The sequence below is a fragment of the Pseudogulbenkiania sp. FW507-F1 genome, from assembly GCF_058781125.1.
In genome coordinates, this window is sequence record NZ_JBYSWM010000007.1 from 38,034 (window position 1) to 56,636 (window position 18,603).

The window sequence follows — 18,603 nt, forward strand, 5'->3', positions numbered from 1 at the left end:
GGTCGCGGTGGCGCCTTCGGCCAACGTTGGCCGAAGCCCGGGATCAGGCAGACAGTTCCAGCAGCAGCTTGTTGATGCGCTTGACGAAGCTGGCCGGGTCGTCCAGCTTGCCGCCTTCGGCCAGCAGCGCCTGGTCGTACAGCACCTGGGCGAGATCGCTGGCACGGCCCTCGTCCTGCTCTTCGGCCAGACGTTTCACCAGCACGTGCTCCGGGTTGATCTCCAACGTCGGCTTGGCCGCCTGCGGCACGCTCTGGCCGGCGGCCTTGAGCAGGCGCTCGAGGTGCGCGCTCATGTCGTGCTCGCCCACCACCAGGCAGGCCGGGCTGTCGGTCAGGCGCGCGGTGGCGCGCACGTCCTGCACGCGCTCGGCCAGCGCGCTCTTGATGCGCTCGAGCACCGGCTTGGCGGCCTCTTCGGCCTGCTGCTGCGCCGCCTTGTCCTGTTCGTCCTCCAGCTTGCCCAGATCGAGCGCGCCCTTGGCCACCGACTGCAGCGGCTTGCCGTCGAACTCGTGCAGCGAGGCGCTCACCCACTCGTCGACGCGGTCGGTCAACAGCAGCACTTCGACGCCCTTCTTCTTGAACACCTCGAGGTGCGGGCTGTTGCGGGCAGCCGCCAGCGTCTCGGCGGTGATGAAGTAGATCTTCTCCTGGCCTTCCTTCATGCGCGCCACGTAGTCGGCCAGCGATACCGTCGGCGTGTCGCCTTCGCTCAGGGTCGAGGTAAAGCGCAGCAGCTTGGCGATGCGCTCCTTGTTGGCGAAGTCCTCGCCGACGCCCTCCTTCAGCACCTGGCCGAACTCCTGCCAGAACGTGGCGTACTTCTCGGCGTCGTTGGCGGCGAGGTCTTCCAGCAGCGCCAGCACCTTCTTCACGCAACCGGCGCGGATGGCGTCGATGTCCTTGCTCTGCTGCAGGATTTCACGGCTGACGTTGAGCGGCAGATCGTTGCTGTCGATCACCCCGCGCACGAAGCGCAGGTAGTGCGGCATCAGCTTCTCGGTGTCTTCCATGATGAACACGCGGCGCACGTACAGCTTGACGCCCTGCTTGCGCTCGCGCTCGTACAGGTCGAACGGCGCGCGTGACGGGATGTACAACAGCTCGGTGTACTCCTGGCGGCCCTCGACGCGAGCGTGGCTCCACGCCAGCGGGTCGGTGAAATCGTGCGCGGTGTGCTTGTAGAACTCGCGGTACTGCTCGTCGCTGATGTCGTTCTTGGCGCGGGTCCACAGCGCCGAGGCGGCGTTGACGCTTTCCCACTCGTCCGACACCACCTCCTTGCCGTCCTCGTCGAAGCTCGCCCCTTGCTTCATCTGGATCGGAATCGAGATGTGGTCGGAGTAGGTGCGCACGATGCGCTTGATCGACCAGTCGTTGAGGAACTCGTCCTCGCCTTCCTTCAGGTGCAGCACGATCTCGGTGCCACGCGCGGCCTTCTCCACCGGCTCCAGGGTGTACTCGCCGTGCCCCTCGGACTCCCAGCGCACCGCCTCACCGGCCGGCGCGCCGGCACGGCGCGTGGTCAGCGTCACCCTGTCGGCGACGATGAAGGCCGAGTAGAAACCGACGCCGAACTGGCCGATCAGGTTGGCATCCTTTTTGTCGTCGCCGGTGAGCGACTCGAAGAAGGCCTTGGTGCCGGACTTGGCGATCGTGCCGATATGCTCGATCACCTCGGCGCGGCTCATGCCGATACCGTTGTCGGTGATGGTGACGGTGCGGGCTTCCTTGTCCAGGCTCACGCGAATCTTCAGCTCGGCGTCATCTTCCAGCAGCTCAGGCTTGGCAATCGCCTCGAAGCGCAGCTTGTCGGACGCGTCCGAGGCGTTGGAGATGAGTTCACGCAGGAAGATTTCCTTGTTCGAATACAAGGAGTGGATCATCAGGTGCAGAAGCTGTTTGACTTCGGTCTGAAAGCCCAGGGTTTCTTTCTGTGCGCTCATGGTGTCGTTTCACAGTTGTTGACGGAATGTGGTGGAAGTAGAGGCATAAGGCGCTATTTCAAGTGCCGGCAGGCATCGTGTATGCTGTTGACGCTGTCCGGACGGCCGGCTCCGCCTCGCCGCGGGGATACGGGCACGCCCCGGCACACACAAAACCACTGAGCGGAACCCATGCGCAGACTCCTCTCCTTCCTCTGGTGTTGGCTGGCGTTGGCCACGGCCAGCAGCCATGCTGCCGGCACCTTCACCGTCTGTTTCGAAGAGTGGCCACCCTACGCCCAGCTGAGCAGGACCGGCCAGGCCTACGGCCCCAGCATCGACATCTATCGCCAGGCGCTGCGTCAGGCGGGCATCCCCACGGTGGCGTTCAAGGAAATGCAGTACAACCGCTGCTCGGAACAGCTCAAGCAAGGGCTGGTCGACATGAAGCTGTTCGTGCTCGACAACGAGCTGCCCGGCCTGCCGCAGGCGCACGAGGCCACCGAATACTGGCAGATCGCCGCCATCGTGCGCCAGGACTCGCCGCTCACGCACTACCAGGGCCTCGCCGACTTCGAACAGTCCCGCCTCGCGCTGATCACCGGCTACCTTTACCCCGAACCGCTGCAGGCCTTCATCCAGGCCCGCGCCTGGCCCGCCACCGACCCGACCCAGGCCTACCGCCTGATCGCCGGCAAGCGCGTCGACGCGGTGTTCCTCGACCTGCTGGCGTTCGAACAGAGCAACGCCACGCTGCGGCTACCGCTGCGCCCGCTGTATCCGGTGGTCGCGCGCCAGCCGGTGTACGCCGTGCTGGCGGCGCGCCACCCGGAGCTGCCGAAGACGCTGGATGCGGTACTCGCCCGCATGAAGCAACAGGGCGAGATCGACCGCCTCTACCGCCGTCATACCGGCCGCACCCTGACAGAGTGGCTGCACTACGCCGGCGCGGTCGACAGCGCCGAGACAAGCAAAACGCCCTGACCAGCAGGGCGTTTTTGTTCGCGAGGGAGCGCGCGGGCAACGCGTTCAGGAAGCGGCGCGCAGCCCCGGCGGCAGGGCAAAGGTCGTGGTCTCCTCGACGCCGTCGAGTTCGGTCACGCTGTCGGCCCCCAGTTCGCGGATGCGGGTGATCACGGCCTGCACCAGCACCTCGGGCGCAGAGGCGCCGGCGGTGACGCCGACACGGCTCTTGCCCTCGAACCACTGCGGCTCCAGCAGCGTGGCGTTGTCGACCATGTACGCCTCTACCCCCTTCAGCGCCGCCACCTCGCGCAAGCGATTGGAGTTGGAGCTGTTGGGCGAGCCTACCACGATCACCAGATCGCACTGTTCGGCCAACACCTTCACCGCATCCTGGCGGTTCTGCGTGGCGTAGCAGATATCGTCCTTCTTCGGGTTGGCGATGGCCGGGAAGCGCACGCGCAACGCGGCGATGATGTCGCGCGTCTCGTCCACCGACAGCGTGGTCTGGCTGACGTAGGCCAACTTGTCGGGGTTCTTCACCGCCAGCGTCGCCACGTCGGCGACGCTTTCCACCAGGTACATGTCACCGTCCACCTGGCCCATGGTACCCTCCACCTCGGGGTGGCCGGCGTGGCCGATCATGATGATTTCCATGCCAGCCTGGTGCATGCGCTTGACCTCGACGTGCACCTTGGTCACCAGCGGACAGGTGGCATCGTACACCGTCAGTCCGCGCTCCTCGGCTTCCTGGCGTACCGACAGCGGCACGCCGTGCGCCGAATACACCAGCGTGGCGCCGCGCGGCACGTCCGCCAGGTCTTCGATGAAGATCGCGCCCTTGTCGCGCAGGTTGTCCACCACGAAACGGTTGTGCACCACCTCGTGACGCACGTAGATCGGCGCGCCGTAGAGTTCCAGCGCGCGCTCGACGATGGCGATGGCGCGATCCACCCCGGCGCAGAAACCGCGCGGGTTGGCGAGCATGATGGTCTTCGTCATCGGTTAATCCTTATCAGCAGCATAATTTGGTCGGGAGGGCGCGGCTGACCTCGTCAGCTCGGGCCGCGAAGCCCAGGCATCGCCCTTCCAGCATCCCGAGTACAGGCCGGCCCGGGCGCAGGCACAAGCGCCTTCGGCCAATCCGGCCATCAGCGTGACGGCTTTTTCAGGCCGTCCAGCACCATCAGTCCGGCACCGACACAAATGAACGAATCGGCAAGGTTGAACGCCGGGTAGTACCAGGCGTTGTAGTAGTGCACCAGGATGAAGTCGATCACGTGGCCGTGCAACATCCGGTCGATCACATTGCCCAGCGCCCCGCCCATGATGAAGGCGGCGGCCAGGTTCATGCGGCAACTGAAATGGCCCTTGACGATGCTCCAGCCCAGCCAGCCGGACACGGCGAAGGCCAGCAGCGTGAACAGATGCTTCTGCCAGCCGCCGGCGCCGGCCAGGAAGCTGAACGCCGCACCCGGGTTGTACAGCAGGGTGAAGCCGAAGAAGCCGGGGACGACCTCGCGCACCTCGCCGAACTGGTACTGGCTGTTGAAGTACACTTTGCTCAGCTGGTCGAGCACGATCACCAACAGCGCCAGCACGAACCACTTCAGATAGCCCTTGCGGCCGGCGGCCAGAGCTGCGCTATCAGGCATGAACACGCGCCTCACCCTTGCCGTCGATATTGTCCACGCAGCGGCCGCACACATTGTCGTGGCCGGCGTGGGCTCCGACGTCGTCGCGGTAGTGCCAGCAGCGCTCGCACTTGGCGTGCTCCGACGGCGTCACCACCACACGCGTCTGCTCGGCCTCGCGCACCGTGGCGCGCGACACGATCAGCACGAACTTCAGGCTGTCGCCCAGCGACGCCAGCAGCGGATAGAGCTCGGCGTCGGCCTCGATGTCCAGCTCGGCCTGCAGCGAGGAGCCCAGTTTGTCCTCGGCACGCAGCGCCTCGATGTCCTTGTTCACCGTGGCGCGGAAGGCGCGCAGCACGTTCCATTTCGCCACCAGCGCCGCTTCCTGCTCGACCTCCGGCAGCGGGAACTCGTGCCAGAGGTGGAACAGCGTGCTCTCCTCCTCGCTCTTGGTCAGCACTTCCCACGCCTCGTCGGCGGTGAAGCACAGGATCGGCGCGATCAACAGCAGCAGGCTGCGCGTGATGTGGTAGAGCGCGGTCTGCGCCGAACGGCGGGCGCGGCTGTCGACCTGGGTGGTGTACAGGCGGTCCTTCAGCACGTCCAGGTAGAAAGCGCCGAGATCTTCCGAGCAGTAACCGACGATCTCCTGCACCGCGTGGTGGAAGGCGTAACGGGTGTACAGCTCGCCGGTCACCTTCTCCTGCAGCTCCTTGGCCATCAGGATGGCGTACTGGTCGATTTCCAGCAGGTCGGCGAACGGCACCGCGTTGTCCAGCGGGTCGAAGTCGGACAGGTTGGCCAGCAGGAAGCGCAGCGTGTTGCGCAGGCGGCGGTAGCTCTCGGTGACGCGTTTGAGGATCTCGTCGGAGATCGCCAGCTCGCCGGAGTAGTCGGTCGACGCCACCCACAGGCGCAGGATGTCGGCGCCGAGGCTGTCGTTGACCTTCTGCGGTGCCACCACGTTGCCCTTGGACTTGGACATCTTCAGGCCCTTGCCGTCCACCACGAAACCGTGGGTCAGCAATTGCTGGTACGGGGCGCGGCCGATGGTGGCGCAGCCGGTCAAGAGCGACGACTGGAACCAGCCGCGGTGCTGGTCCGAGCCTTCCAGGTAGAGGTCGGCCGGCCACGCCAGTTCCGGGCGCTGCTTCAGTACCGCGAAATGGGTGGAGCCGGAATCGAACCACACGTCCAGGGTGTCGGACAGTTTCTTGTACTGTTCGGCCTCGTCGCCCAGCAAATCCTTGGCCTCCAGGCTGAACCACGCCTCGATGCCCTGCTGCTCGATACGCAGCGCCACTTCCTCCAGCAGCTGCGCCGAACGCGGGTGCAACTCGCCGCTTTCCTTGTGCACGAAGAAGGTCATCGGCACACCCCAGTTGCGCTGGCGCGACACGCACCAGTCGGGGCGGTTGCCGATCATCGCCTCGAGACGGGCACGGCCCCAGCCCGGGAAGAACTCGGTGGCGTCGACCGCGCTGCGCGCGCGCTGACGCAGCACCTCGCCGCCGTTGCCCTGCTTGTCCATGCCGATGAACCACTGCGCCGTGGCGCGGAAGATGATCGGCGTCTTGTGACGCCAGCAGTGCGGATAGCTGTGTGCCAACTTGGTGTGATGCAGCAGCGCGCCCTGCTCGGCCAGCGTCTCGATTACCTTGGGATTGGCTTCCCACACCGACAACCCGGCGAACAGCGGCGTCGTCGAGGCATAGCGGCCATCGTCCATCACCGGATTTTCCACCGGCAGCTCGTAGGCCAGGCCCACCTGGAAGTCTTCCAGGCCGTGCGCCGGCGCAGTGTGCACCAGGCCGGTACCGGCGTCGGTGGTGACGTGATCGCCGCAGACGATCGGCACCACGCGCTCGTAGAACGGGTGCTGCAGCAGCAGCCCTTCCAGCTGCTCGCCGACGGTTTCGGCCAAGAGCGGCGCCTCTTCGCATCCATAGCGCTTGAGCGCGGCCGGTGCCAGTTCCTTCACCAGCACCAGCTTGCCCTGCGGCGTATCGAACAGCTGATAGGTGAGCGCGGCGTTGACCGCCACCGCCTGGTTGGCGGGCAGCGTCCACGGCGTGGTGGTCCAGATCACGGCCAGCGCGTTGTCCACGTTGGCCGAAAGGCCGAAGGCTTCCGCCAGGCGCGCACCGTCCAGCACCTTGAAGCCGACGTCGATCGCCGGCGAGGTCCTGTCCTCGTACTCCACCTCGGCCTCGGCCAGCGCCGAGCCGCACTCGATGCACCAGTGCACCGGCTTCTCGCCCTTGAACAGGTAGCCGTTCTCATAGATCTTGCCGAGGGTGCGCACGATGTCCGCCTCAGTCTTGAAATCCATCGTCAGGTACGGGTTGTCCCAGTCGCCCAGCACGCCCAGGCGGATGAAATCCTTCTTCTGGCGCGCGATCTGCTCGTGCGCGTACTCGCGGCACAGCTCGCGGAACTTGGCGGCGGGGATATTCTTGCCGTGCAGCTTCTCCACCATCAGTTCGATCGGCAAGCCGTGGCAGTCCCAGCCCGGCACGTAGGGGGCGTCGAAGCCGGCCAGCGTCTTGGAGCGGACGATGATGTCCTTGAGCACCTTGTTGACCGCATGGCCGATATGGATGTCGCCGTTGGCGTACGGCGGGCCGTCGTGCAGGATGAACTTGGGCCGCCCAGCGGCGAGCTTTCTCAGCTTGTCGTAGCGTTTCTGCTCGCTCCAGCGCTTGAGCCAACCCGGCTCGCGCTTTGCCAGATCCCCGCGCATCGGGAACGGCGTATCCAAAAGGTTGACGGTCTTGCGGTAATCGATACTCATGCCTGCTCTCGCTGCAAACTGGTCAAATAGGTTTTGGCACTGGCAGCATCGCGTTCGATCTGGGCTACCAGTTCAGTCAAATTGTCGTAGCGCTCTTCATCGCGCAATTTCTTCAGAAAACGCACACTCAGGCGCCGGCCGTAGAGGTCGCCGGCGTAATCGAACAGGTGCACTTCCAGCTTGTAGTCCGGCGTGGTGCTGACGGTGGGGTTGAGCCCCAGGCTCGCCACCCCGCCCTTGCGCCCGTCCGGCGTATCCACCTCGACCACGAACACCCCTTGCAGCGCCGGTTTGCGGTGCGGCAGATGGACGTTGGCGGTGGGAAAGCCGATGGTACGGCCCAGTTTCTTGCCGTGCATGACACGCCCGGACAGCTGGTAGGGCCGGCCGAGCAGGCGCTCGGCGGCGGCCAGATCACCGCCCGCCAGGCACTCCCGCACCCGGGTGCTCGAGGCACGCTCGCCCTGCACCAGCACCGACGGCATCGCCTCGGTGACAAAGCCGGGACAGGCGGACAGGAGCCGGAAGTCCCCCTTGCGGTCGGCACCGAACTGGAAATCGTCGCCGATCAGCAGATAACGGGCCTGCAGTTGCTCGACCAGCACCTGCCCGACGAAATCCTGCGCTGCCATGCGCGAAAAGCCATGGTTGAAGCGGTAGACGAACAGGTAATCGATCAAGCCGAGCTGGCGCAGGAACAGCACCTTGTCGCGCAGCGTGGACAAGCGGGCAGGCGGCTGGCTCCGGGCGAAGAACTCGCGCGGATGAGGCTCGAACGTCAGCAAGGCTGCCGGCAAATCACGGGCATCCGCTTCCGCGCGCAAGCGGGCCAGCATGTTCTGGTGCCCCATATGCACGCCATCGAAATTACCGATGGTCAGTGCGCAGGCCGGCAGGCCAAAACGGCGAGGATCTCCAAGGAATACCTGCATCACCCGTTCTGCATTCCGAAAACTTCCGATTGTAGCGGTCGACAATGCCGAGCGTCCAGCCATTCCGCCGCGCTGCCGCAAAAACAAAAAGCCCTGCTCGGCAGGGCTTTTTGTGCGGGAGATCCGGTCAGAATTACTTCTGGATCACGGATTCCTTGAAGGTGTCGATGGTCAGCTCGACGCGGCGGTCGCCTTCCAGGCAAGCCTGCAGAGCGGCTTTCTTCTTGAACTTCTTGGCCTTGCACTCGTCGGTCAGCTTGGCTTCGCTCTCGCCCTTGCCGACAGCGGTCACCTTCTCGGCCGGTACGCCAGCTGCCACGAAGTAGTTCTTCACGGCGTCGGCACGCTTCTGCGACAGAGCCTGGTTGTACTTTTCCGAACCCAGGTAGTCGGTGTGGCCGTCGACTTCGACCGACTTCAGGTTGGCGTCGCCCTTCAGACGGCTAACCAGCGGATCCAGTTCGTTCTTGGCGTCGGCGCGCAGATTGGTCTTGTTGAAGTCGAACAGAACCTTGGCGGACAGGGTCACTTTTTCTTTCACAGCAACCATGGCCGGTTTCGGTGCTTCGGCTACCGGAGTCGGGGCCGGCTTGGCGGCTTCCTTGTCACCGCACTCGACCAGACCTTCGGTGGCCTTGTCGAAGTAGGTGTTCTTCCAGCACTCGCCGTAGTTGTTGCGGGTTACCGCGTCGGTAGCTTGATCGGCGGTGTAGCCCGGTTTGGCGGCGAAAGCACTGGCGGACACCAGCAGAGCGGCAACCAACGCGCTCAGTTTCAACTGCTTGTTCATGTTATTCCCTCTTTAACAATACGCATCTTGGTGCGACGAAGCGCAATGGCGCCTATCAGCTTACTGCAAACTACAAAACAACAGGAAGATTGCCAAAGCTGTGTTTATGCATTCAAACCGCACTATAGAAATCCGGTCATGACCTGTCAATAATGCGGGTGACGCCAAAATACCAAGCCGGCGCAAAAATGTTGTTATTCGTACACCTTGCACCGGTTTTTTGTTTCAACTACGCAACACTTTTGTGATTGGTGTTGCGTCGGCGAAACAGTGGTTCTGGCTCGCGCCAAGTAGAGTGATAACGCTCGCTAAAGGTTCCAAAGCCCTTCAACGCATCTTCCAGCGCCTTGCCTTCCTTGATCTCGAAGCTGTTGAAGCCGACCTGCCACAGGTAATGCACCAGGTCCTGCCATACGTCCCCCAGTGCGCGCAGCTCGCCCCGATAGTGGTAACGCTCGCGCAGCAATCGGCCGATGCTGTAACCACGGCCATCGGTGAACGCCGGGAAGTCAACCGCCAACAGCGGGAAGGAAGTCAGGCGCCCGGCGAGTTCTCCCGGCTCATCGTCCGGCGCCAGCCATACCGCCACTTGCCCAGCGCGGTTTTGCCACGCCGAGGGCTCGGCCTTCCAGGCGGAGAACGGCACGATCACATCGCGCTCGGGGGCCACCTCGGGCAGTTTCCCGTTCTCGTCCGGACGCAGCACCGCCCAGCTGTCGGTCACCACCAGACCATCTTTAATGATGCTTCGCATAAACGCGCTCCTTGAACGGTTCGAGGCCGATGCGGCGCACGGTTTCGATGAAGCGCTCGCCATCCTGGCGCTGCTCCACATACAGGTTCATGATCTTTTCGAAGGCCAGCGGCACGTCGGCCTGGGCAAAGGACGGCCCGATCACCTTGCCGATGGCGGTATGGTTGCCCTGACTGCCGCCCAGCGTAATCTGGTACCACTCCTCGCCGTTCTTGTCGACGCCGAGAATACCGATGTTACCGATGTGATGATGGCCACAGGCGTTCATGCAACCGGAGAAGTTGCAGTCGATCTCGCCCAGATCGTGCAGGTAATCGAGGTCGTCAAACTTGCGCTGGATCGCCTCCGCCACCGGAATGGAGCGGGCGTTGGCGAGCGAACAGAAGTCGCCCCCCGGGCAGCAGATGATGTCGGTCAAGAGGCCGATATTCGGCGTGGCAAAACCCTGGCTGCGCGCCAGCTGCCATACTTCGTAAAGATCGCTCTCCTTGATATCCGGCAGGATCACGTTCTGCTCGTGCGCCACGCGCACCTCGCCGAAGCCGAAGCGCTCCGACCAATCAGCCACCGCTTCCATCTGTTCCGCGGTGATGTCGCCTGGCGGCACGCCGGTCTTCTTCAGAGACAGCACCACCGAGCGATAGCCCGGCTGGCGATGGGTGCGGGTATTCTGCTCCACCCAGCGGGCAAAGGCGCGGTCTTCGGCCAACTTGGCGGTAAACGCTTCCGGGTTGGGGGACAGCGTTTCGTAGGCCGGCGCACCGAAGAAGCTGGCGTAATGGGCCACATCCTCGTCACGCAGCGTGGCCGCGCCATCCTTCAGGTGCAGCCACTCGTCCTCGACCTTGGCGGCAAAGCCCTGCGGGGTGAGCGCCTTGACCAGGATCTTGATACGCGCCTTGAACTTGTTGTCGCGACGACCATAGCGGTTGTAGACCCGCAGGATGGCATCGAGATAGGTCAGGATATGACGGGTCGGCAGAAACTCGCGAATCACCTCGCCCACAATCGGGGTGCGACCGAGGCCGCCGCCGACGATCACCTTGAAGCCGATTTCGCCGTCAGCCGCTCGTACCACGTGCAGGCCGACATCGTGCACCAGGGTCGCGGCGCGATCGTCGACCGACCCCGACACCGCGATCTTGAACTTGCGCGGCAGGAAGGCGAATTCCGGATGCAGCGTGCTCCACTGACGGATGATTTCGCAATAGGGGCGCGGATCGATCAGCTCGTCGGCGGCCACGCCGGCGAAGGCATCGGTGGTGGTGTTGCGTACGCAGTTGCCGGAGGTCTGGATGGAGTGCATCTCGACGTCAGCCAGTTCCGACAGGATGTCGGGCACGCGCTCCAGCGCCGGCCAGTTGAACTGCATGTTCTGGCGCGTGGTGAAGTGGCCGTAGCCCTTGTCGTAAGTGCGGGCGATGTGCGCCAGCTTGCGCAGCTGGCGGCTCGCCAGGTGGCCATAGGGAATGGCGATGCGGAACATCGGCGCGTGGCGCTGGATGTAGAGGCCGTTCATCAGCCGCAGGGGGCGGAACTCGTCCTCGGACAGCTCGCCCGCCAAAAAACGGCGGGTCTGATCGCGAAACTGCGCAACGCGCTCGCGAACAATGCGGTAATCGACTTCGTCGTAACGGTACATGGTGTGGCTTTACTCTGTCTCTAGGCCGTTCAGCGCTTGATGATGGAAACAGCGGACTGCTTCACGTGCAAGCCGCATTCCTTGTTCTCGGGATTCTCCCACCACCAGCGTCCGGCACGGATGTCTTCGCCGACGGAGATGGCCCGGGTACACGGGGCACAGCCGATCGACGGGTAATGGCGGTCGTGCAGCTCATTGTACGGCACCTGGTTTTCGCGGATATACGCCCACACGTCCTTTTCGCTCCACTCGATCAGCGGATTGAATTTCATCAGGCCGTTGTCAGCGTCGAACTCGCGGTCGCCCAGGTCCTGACGCGTCGGCGACTGCTCACGGCGCAGGCCGGTGATCCACGCCTTCTGCCCTGCCAGGGCACGCTTGAGCGGTTCGATCTTGCGGATATGGCAACAGGACTTGCGGTTCTCCACGCTGTCGTAGAAAGCGTTGATGCCGAATTCGTTGACGAAGGACTCGACCGCCGCGGTGTTGGGGAAATAGACCTGCACCGGGTTGGCCGGGTAGCGCTCATGCACCTGCTGCATCAGGGTATAGGTCTCGGCCGGCAGACGGCCGGTATCCAGACTGAAAATGCCGATCGGCAACTGGAGCTTGGCGATCAAATCGGTCAGCACCATGTCCTCGGCGCCGAAACTGTTGGCCAGCACCGCCGGCGCATGATCGCGGGCGATTTCCTGCAGCAGGGCCTCGGTCTGGGCCAGCTTTGCCTCAAGGGTCATCAAACGCACTCCATAGAAACCTGAACGTAAACTTTTGCCATGCTAACGAACATCCTTATATTCCTAAAAGACTAATGTGTTAGTATTTAATTACTTCTGGTTTTAACGCGGATGTCCATCATGAAGCTGCAACAGCTACGTTATCTGGTCGAAGTCGCCAAGCAGGGGCTGAACGTGTCCGAAGCGGCCGAGAAACTGCACACCTCGCAACCCGGTATCTCCAAGCAGATTCGCCTGCTGGAAGACGAGCTTGGCATCCAGGTCTTCATCCGCAACGGCAAGCGCGTGGTATCGGTGTCCGAACCCGGCAAGGAAGTGCTGCGCATCGCCGAGCGCATCCTGCGCGAAGCCCAGAACCTCAAGCGTGTCGGCGACGAATTCTCGCGCGAATCGGAAGGCGCACTGACCATCGCCACCACCCATACCCAGGCGCGCTACGCTCTGCCCCACACCATCGCCGAATTCCTCAAACGCTGCCCCAAGGTGCGCCTGTCGATCAAGCAAGGCAGTCCGACGCAGATCTGCGACATGGTGCTCTCCGGCGAAGCCGATCTCGCCATCGCCACCGAAGGCATCTCGCTCTACAAAGAGCTGGCGATGCTGCCCTGCTACGAGTGGAACCGCTGCGTGGTGGTGCCCAAGGGCCACGAACTGAGCCAGCTGGACCGCCCCCTCACCCTGGCCGACATCGCCCGCCATCCTATCATTACCTACGACTTCGCCTTTGCCGGTCGCTCCAAGATCAACCAGGCGTTCACCGACGCCGGCCTGACCCCCACCGTGGTGCTCACCGCGATCGACACCGACGTGATCAAGACCTACGTCTCGCTGGGTCTCGGGGTCGGCATCATCGCCAGCATGGCCTACGAACCGGAGCGGGATTTGGCGCTGACCGCCATCGATGCCAGCCATCTGTTCGAACCGTCCGTGACCAAGATCGGCATCCGCCGCGACGCCTATCTGCGCGGCTTCGCCTACACCTTCATCGAACTGTTCGCCCCCCACCTGCACCGCCGCGAGATCGACACGGCGCTGCTCGCCAGCGAACACGACAGCGACTAGGCCGAACTGCAAAAAACAAAACGCCCCGCCGGCATCGCGCTGGCGGGGCGTTTGGACGATCCCCGTAAGAGACCGGATCAGAGCGTCAGGCCACCCGTCACCTCGATCGCCGCGCCATTGATGTAGCTGGCGTCGTCGGAGGCCAGGAAGGCGTAGACGTTGGCGATTTCCGACGGCTCGGCCATGCGCCGCATCGGCACCTTCTCTTCCATCGCCTGGATCACCTTTTCCGGCATGGACTTCAGGATGGGCGTGGCAACGAAGCCCGGGCACACGGCGTTGGCGCGAATGCCCTTCTTGCCGAGCTCCTTGGCCCAGGTCTTGACGAAGCCGATCACGCCGAACTTGGACGCGGCGTAGTTGGTCTGGCCGAAGTTGCCGTACACCCCCACCACCGACGACGCGTTCAGAATCACGCCGCCACCCTGCTCGATCATGGTGTCGACCACGGCCTTGGCACAGTTGTAGACACCCTTCAGATTGATGTCGATGACCTTGTCGAACTGCTCGTCGGTCATCTTCGTCAGCTGCGCATCCATCACGATGCCGGCATTGTTCACCAACACATCGATACGGCCGTAGCGCGCCTTCAGGTCCCCCACCATATCGGCGATCTGGCCCCGATTGGTGACGTTCACCTGATAACCCACCGCCTCGCCACCGGCGGCCTTCAACTCATCCACCACCGCGTTGACCGCGTCGATGTTCAAGTCGCATACCGCCACGATGGCGCCCTCCTTGACGAACTTCTCGGCGGTAGCCTTGCCGATGCCGCTGGCCGCACCGGTGATGATCGATACTTTCCCTCGCAAACGCATAGCATTCCCTTCATAACACGTGAGACTAGCAACCCGAACTTGGGCAGGACGTCGGCTCCACCATCACCCTTAACCCAGGGTCGCCATAGGCTTTTATTGTTGTTCTGGTGCAAAACTCGTGATGCAGTGCACATGGTGCACCGCATCACGAAAAATATAGCCCATCCCGTTCACGGGACAAAGCTTTGTTTACAAACGGTTACCTTTATTCCAGGCCCTTGCTGCTCAGGTAGGACTCGTAATCGCCGGTGTAATGCTCGTAGCCACCCTTGCCGTCCAACTCCAGAATCTGGGTCGCCAGCGAGCTGACGAACTGACGGTCGTGCGACACGAAAATCAGGGTGCCCTTGAACGACTCCAGCGCCATGTTCAGCGACTCGATCGACTCCATGTCCATATGGTTGGTCGGCTCGTCCATCAGCATCACGTTCGGCTTGGTCAGGATCAGCTTGCCATACAGCATGCGGCCCTTTTCGCCGCCCGACAGTACGCGCACCGCCTTGGTCACGTCGTCGCCGCCGAACAACAATCGGCCCAGGGTGCCGCGAATCACCTGCTCGTCGTCACCGTCCTGACCCCATTCGCGCATCCATTCCGTCAGGGTCTTGTCGCTGTCAAACTCGGCCTCGTGGTCCTGCGCGTAGTAACCTACCTGCGCCTTCTCCGCCCACTTGATCTGGCCGGCATCGGCCACGACACCTTCGGCCAACTTGGTGTCGTACGCGCCCGCCAGCAGTTTCATCAGTGTCGATTTACCGGCACCGTTCGGGCCGATGATGGCCAGGCGCTCACCGGCGTCGAGGATCAGGTCGAGATTCTTGAACAGCGGCTTGTCGAAGGACTTGGACAAGCCCTCGATCGATACTGCCTGGCGGTGCAGTTTGTTCTTGTCTTCCACTTCAAAGCGGATGAACGGGTTCTGACGGCTCGACGGCTTGACCGTCACCATCTCCGCCTTCAGCTTGTCGGCTTGCTTGAGGCGGCTGGTCGCCTGGCGTGCCTTGGACTTGTTGGCCGAGAAGCGCGCGGCGAATTCGTGCAGTTCCTGGATGCGTTCCTTGGCCTTGGCGTTGCTCGACAGCTGACGTTCACGCGCCTGCGTCGAAGCGATCATGTAGTCGTCGTAGTTGCCCGGGTAGATCTGGATAGTGTTGTAGTCCAGATCGGCCATGTGGGTGCACACTTCGTTCAGGAAGTGGCGGTCGTGCGAAATGATGATCATGGTGGAGTTGCGCTCGTTCAGCACGTGCTCCAGCCAGCGGATGGTGTTGATGTCCAGGTTGTTGGTCGGTTCGTCCAGCAGCAGCACATCCGGGTCCGAGAACAGGGCCTGGGCGAGCAGCACGCGCAGCTTGAAGCCCGGAGCGACTTCACTCATCGGGCCGTTGTGCAATTCCAGCGGGATGCCAACACCGAGCAGGAGCTCGCCGGCACGGGCCTCGGCAGTATAGCCACCGTACTCGGCGAACTTCGCCTCCAGCTCGGCCGCGTGCATGTAGTCGTCTTCGGTTGCCTCGAGGTTGGCGTAGATGGCATCGCGCTCGCTCATCGCCGCCCACATCTCGGTGTGCCCCATCAGCACCACGTCGAGCACACGCTGGTCTTCGTAGCCAAACTGATCCTGGCGCAGCTTGCCCAGGCGCACGCCATTCTCGATGGCCACTTCGCCGGAGCTTTGCTCGAGATCGCCGCCCAGGATTTTCATAAAGGTGGACTTGCCGGAACCGTTGGCGCCGATCAGGCCATAACGGTTGCCTTCACCGAATTTGACCGAAACCTTCTCGAACAGAGGTTTCGCGCCAAACTGCATGGTAATGTTCTGTGTACTAATCACGCTGTAGATCCTTCAGCCAGATCGCCGTAAGTATCGGAAAAACGAAGGATTCTAGCACATCCACCCGCCCTTCCGCGATCACAGCACCGATCGGGCGCACGCCCTTTTGCCATGCAGGGGAATTCCGCTACAATCGAAGGCCTCTCGAAACCCTAATAAATAGGCTGAACTATGCTTACCGGTAGCTTGGTCGCGCTGGTCACCCCGATGCACGAGGATGGTCAGGTCGACTTCGAATCCCTCAAGCGTCTCGTCGACTTCCACATTGACAACGGCACGGACGGCATCGTCGCGGTCGGCACGACCGGCGAATCGGCAACCCTCGGCGTCGAGGAGCACATTGCCGTCGTCGAGGCGGTGGTCAAGCATGCAGCCAAACGTGTCGCGGTCGTTGCCGGTACGGGTGCCAATTCGACCGCCGAGGCGATCGAACTGGCAGAGCACGCCCGCAAGGTCGGCGTCGACATGACCCTGTCGGTGGTGCCGTACTACAACAAGCCGACCCAGGAAGGCATGTACCAGCACTTCCGCGCCATTGCCGAATCGGTCGACATCCCGGTCATCTTGTACAACGTGCCGGGCCGCACCGTCGCCGACATGAACAACGACACCGCGCTGCGCCTGGCCCAGATTCCCAACATCGTCGGCATCAAGGACGCCACCGGTGATATCGGCCGCGCTTGCGACCTGGCGCTGCGTGCGCCGCAAGGCTTCGCCCTCTACTCGGGCGACGACCCCACCGGCATGGCCTTCATGCTGTGCGGCGGCCACGGCGTCATTTCCGTTACCGCCAACGTCGCGCCGAAACTGATGAGCGAGCTGTGCAAAGCCTCGCTCGCTGGCGATACGGCCCGAGCGCGCGCCATCAACGACAAGCTGCAAGGCCTGCACAAGCAGCTGTTCGTTGAACCGAACCCGATTCCGGCCAAGTGGGCACTGCAGCAGATGGGACGAATCCCTGCCGGGCTGCGCCTGCCGCTGACCCCGCTGACCGACGCTGCAACCACGGCCGTCCGCGCCGCGATGCAGCAGGCGGAAGTCCTCTAAAACCCCCATTCAATGGGAGAACGCATGAAACGAAGCGCGCCTGCCGCGATTCTGCTGCTGACCGGCCTGATGGCCGGTTGCAGTACCTCCGAACCGCTCCAGAACAAGCTCGACTACAAGTCGGAAGCACCGACCCAGGCCAACAAGCTGGAGGTTCCGCCTGATTTGACCGCCCCGCAGATCCAGAACCGCTACGAGCTGCCGCGCTCGGGGGTGGCCTCGCTGAACGAGCTCAACCAGGCCCAGGGCAGCAGCAAAGCCCCGGCCAGCACGGAGTCGGCCGCCGTCACCAAGGTCGACAACGTGCGCATGGAACGGGCTGGCTCGCAACGTTGGCTGGTCGCCGAGCACAAGCAGCCGGAGGAGCTCTGGCCGGTGCTGAAGGCGTTCTGGCAAGACAATGGTTTCGTGATCAAGACCGAAGACCCGCAACTGGGCATCATGGAAACCGACTGGGCCGAGAACCGCGCCAAACTGCCGAACGACGTGATCCGCAAGTTCATGGAAACCGTGGGTCTGGGCAACGTCTACTCCACCGCCGAGCGCGACAAGTTCCGCATCCGCGTCGAGAAGACCGCCACCGGGACCGAGGTGTACTTCTCGCATCGCGGCATGTACGAAGTGTTTGTCGACGAAGGCAAGTCGGAAACCAAGTGGCAGCCGCGTCCGGCCGATCCGCAACTGGAAGCCGAACTGCTTGGCCGCTTCATGATCCGCCTCGGCCAGACCGAGGAAAGAGCGAAGGAAGCGATCAAGCAGACCCAGACCCCGGAAGCCCCGAACAGCCAGATCGTGAACGGCACACTGACGGTCAGCGACGGCTTCGACCGCGCCTGGCGTCGTGTCGGCTTGGCGCTGGACCGTATCGGCCTGGCGGTGTCGGATCGCAACCGCGCCCAGGGCATCTACTACGTCAAACCGGTTAAGGGTGAGGCGGAGAGCGGCAAGACCGAGAAATCCGGCGGTTTCTGGTCGAGCCTCGCGTTCTGGAGCAGTGGCGACAAGAACGAGGCGGCGCCGAAAGACGAGGAGTTCCTGGTACAGCTGAAGGAAGACAGTCCGGGCAAGACCCAGATTGCTCTCACCGATAAGGCAGGCAAACCGCTGCCGCCGGCGCAGACCCGTACGGCGCTTGGCAAGCTGCAGGCCGAGCTCCAGTAAGCCCCGCCTGACCATAAAAAAACCCGCTTCGCGCGGGTTTTTTTATGGTCAGCAGTGCACCGGGCATAAAAAAACCGACCCTAGGGTCGGTTTTTTGAACAGCACCAGATTACTGAGCAGCGGAAGCAGCAGCCGGAGCGGAGGCTTCAGCAGCAGCCGGAGCCGAAGCTTCCGGAGCAGCAGCCGGAGCGGAAGCTTCAACGGCCGGAGCGGAGGCTTCTACTTTCGGAGCTTCTTCTTTCTTGCCGCAAGCGGACAGAGCAACGGCGAGCAGGGCAGCAACGAGGAGCGACTGTTTCATTTTTAAGACCTTTGACTTTAAGTAATGAGAACAATTTTTCAGCAAAAATCGCTCCTGGCTAACCGGAAGCGACTGAAATTTTTCAGTGGGCAAATTGTAGCATGAAAAAAACGGCTGTACAGAGGGCACGGTCGGCAAAACCCCAACAGCACCATGAATTTTTTCTTGCAGTGCAGCAAACGGCTCCAAACAAGGGTTTTCCCA

At 62.7% G+C, this 18,603-nt stretch carries 16 protein-coding genes; 4 read left to right on the forward strand and 12 right to left on the reverse strand.

All coding sequences use genetic code 11. The annotated features are described in order from the left end of the window. Positions 1–43 precede the first annotated feature (43 nt). Positions 44–1,948, reverse strand: a complete 1,905-nt coding sequence (htpG, locus tag AC3WG5_RS06170; protein WP_492568154.1) for a molecular chaperone HtpG — start codon at positions 1,946–1,948, stop codon at positions 44–46. Between the two features lie 171 nt (positions 1,949–2,119). Between htpG and AC3WG5_RS06175 the strand changes: the two genes are divergently transcribed. Beyond that, positions 2,120–2,911: a substrate-binding periplasmic protein gene (locus AC3WG5_RS06175; RefSeq protein WP_492568155.1), complete on the forward strand. Its 792-nt coding sequence runs from the start codon at positions 2,120–2,122 to the stop codon at positions 2,909–2,911. A 45-nt stretch (positions 2,912–2,956) separates the two neighbouring features. Here AC3WG5_RS06175 and ispH read toward each other — a convergent pair whose 3' ends face one another. The 8 genes from ispH to AC3WG5_RS06215 form a co-directional block, all read right to left on the reverse strand. Then, the gene (gene ispH / locus AC3WG5_RS06180; protein WP_008953256.1) at positions 2,957–3,892 is read right to left on the reverse strand and encodes a 4-hydroxy-3-methylbut-2-enyl diphosphate reductase; all 936 of its coding nucleotides are present in this window, start codon (positions 3,890–3,892) and stop codon (positions 2,957–2,959) included. A 149-nt stretch (positions 3,893–4,041) separates the two neighbouring features. Then, a complete protein-coding gene (gene lspA / locus AC3WG5_RS06185) occupies positions 4,042–4,527 on the reverse strand; it encodes a signal peptidase II (protein WP_492568215.1) in 486 nt (161 codons plus the stop codon). Positions 4,528–4,537: 10 nt separating this feature from the next. After that, positions 4,538–7,321 (reverse strand): isoleucine--tRNA ligase, encoded by a 2,784-nt coding sequence (ileS, locus tag AC3WG5_RS06190; protein ID WP_492568156.1) that lies wholly within the window; start codon positions 7,319–7,321, stop codon positions 4,538–4,540. Next, complete coding sequence (locus AC3WG5_RS06195) at positions 7,318–8,253, reverse strand: bifunctional riboflavin kinase/FAD synthetase (RefSeq protein ID WP_492568157.1); 936 nt, start codon at positions 8,251–8,253, stop codon at positions 7,318–7,320. Before AC3WG5_RS06195 ends, ileS begins: the two co-directional genes overlap by 4 nt. A gap of 133 nt (positions 8,254–8,386) precedes the next feature. Beyond that, complete coding sequence (locus tag AC3WG5_RS06200) at positions 8,387–9,043, reverse strand: OmpA family protein (protein ID WP_482583162.1); 657 nt, start codon at positions 9,041–9,043, stop codon at positions 8,387–8,389. A gap of 229 nt (positions 9,044–9,272) precedes the next feature. Further along, positions 9,273–9,797 (reverse strand): DUF934 domain-containing protein, encoded by a 525-nt coding sequence (locus AC3WG5_RS06205; protein WP_492568158.1) that lies wholly within the window; start codon positions 9,795–9,797, stop codon positions 9,273–9,275. Further along, the gene (locus AC3WG5_RS06210; protein ID WP_014086112.1) at positions 9,781–11,439 is read right to left on the reverse strand and encodes a nitrite/sulfite reductase; all 1,659 of its coding nucleotides are present in this window, start codon (positions 11,437–11,439) and stop codon (positions 9,781–9,783) included. Before AC3WG5_RS06210 ends, AC3WG5_RS06205 begins: the two co-directional genes overlap by 17 nt. Positions 11,440–11,468: 29 nt before the next feature. After that, entirely contained in the window at positions 11,469–12,176 is a 708-nt protein-coding gene (locus AC3WG5_RS06215) for a phosphoadenylyl-sulfate reductase (protein ID WP_294866333.1), read from the reverse strand. Positions 12,177–12,296: 120 nt separating this feature from the next. On the opposite strand from AC3WG5_RS06215, the gene cysB reads away from it, so the two are divergent. Continuing rightward, entirely contained in the window at positions 12,297–13,238 is a 942-nt protein-coding gene (gene cysB / locus AC3WG5_RS06220) for an HTH-type transcriptional regulator CysB (RefSeq protein ID WP_482583166.1), read from the forward strand. Positions 13,239–13,315: 77 nt separating this feature from the next. Here cysB and AC3WG5_RS06225 read toward each other — a convergent pair whose 3' ends face one another. Together AC3WG5_RS06225 and AC3WG5_RS06230 are read right to left on the reverse strand one after the other, a co-directional pair. Further along, a complete protein-coding gene (locus AC3WG5_RS06225) occupies positions 13,316–14,056 on the reverse strand; it encodes a beta-ketoacyl-ACP reductase (protein ID WP_008953265.1) in 741 nt (246 codons plus the stop codon). 205 nt (positions 14,057–14,261) lie between these two features. Next, entirely contained in the window at positions 14,262–15,890 is a 1,629-nt protein-coding gene (locus AC3WG5_RS06230) for an ABC-F family ATPase (RefSeq protein ID WP_492568159.1), read from the reverse strand. A 171-nt stretch (positions 15,891–16,061) separates the two neighbouring features. On the opposite strand from AC3WG5_RS06230, the gene dapA reads away from it, so the two are divergent. Next, on the forward strand, positions 16,062–16,937 hold the full coding sequence (gene dapA, locus AC3WG5_RS06235) for a 4-hydroxy-tetrahydrodipicolinate synthase (RefSeq protein WP_008953267.1): 876 nt from the start codon (positions 16,062–16,064) through the stop codon (positions 16,935–16,937). Between the two features lie 24 nt (positions 16,938–16,961). Beyond that, positions 16,962–18,098: an NlpB/DapX family lipoprotein gene (bamC, locus tag AC3WG5_RS06240; protein ID WP_492568160.1), complete on the forward strand. Its 1,137-nt coding sequence runs from the start codon at positions 16,962–16,964 to the stop codon at positions 18,096–18,098. 109 nt (positions 18,099–18,207) lie between these two features. Here bamC and AC3WG5_RS06245 read toward each other — a convergent pair whose 3' ends face one another. Then, positions 18,208–18,588 carry a hypothetical protein gene (locus AC3WG5_RS06245; RefSeq protein ID WP_492568161.1) on the reverse strand — a complete coding sequence of 127 codons (381 nt, stop codon included), beginning with the start codon at positions 18,586–18,588 and terminating at the stop codon, positions 18,208–18,210. Positions 18,589–18,603: the final 15 nt, after the last annotated feature.